Genomic DNA, 689 nt, shown 5'->3' with positions numbered 1-689 from the left:
ATGTCGACCAGGATGGAGCCGGTGGTGGTGTTGCCGTGGGCGTCGGTCACCGTATAGGTGAAGCTGTCCTTGTCCTGCTCGGTGGTGATGCCATTGTTGGTCGTCGCACCATCATAGGTCTGGGTCAGCGTGTAGGTGTAGGTGCCGTTGGCGTTGAGCACCAGATTGCCGTAGCTGCCGCTGGCCGGCGAGGTCAGCGTATAGGTGTACGGGCCGGTGCCGCCGGCCGGCGTGATCGCGCCGTTGAAGATCTCGCTGTTGCCGGCCGCATCGCTGCCCGTCGCAAGGCCCTTCTCGCTGACCAGCGCATCGGTGTCGGATGCCGTCACCGTCACATTGTTCACGGTGATGTCCAGCGTCACCGTCGAGGTGTCGCCGTCGCCGTCGGTGATGGTGTAGACGAAGTGATCGACCGCATTGGTGGTCACCGCGTTGGGATTGGCCGTGTAGGTGTAGGCGCCGTTGGCGCCCAGGACCAGCGTGCCGTACTGGCCCGCGATTCCGGCTCCGCCGAGATTGCCGCTCACCGGGTTCGACACGTTCGAACCGGTTGCCACGCCCGTCACCGCGCCGCCAGGTGCAGCACCGTCGGCACCCAGAACATCCGCTGTCCCGTCCGTCAGCACGTTGCCCGAGGCCTGCGCGCCTTCCGACACGCTGTTGGTGTTGGCATGCGCCGTCGGCACGTC

Annotated in this window: 1 protein-coding gene; it reads right to left on the bottom strand. The window is 65.7% G+C overall.

What is annotated here, in order from left to right:
- Nucleotides 1-689: Ig-like domain-containing protein (locus AC0L2U_RS34740; RefSeq protein WP_473603709.1), on the bottom strand; the 689-nt coding region annotated here is incomplete at both ends.

This window comes from Mesorhizobium sp. WSM4808, from assembly GCF_055811675.1.
The sequence above is the reverse complement of the archived record's forward strand: the minus strand, read 5'-3'. Positions and strand labels throughout refer to the sequence as shown.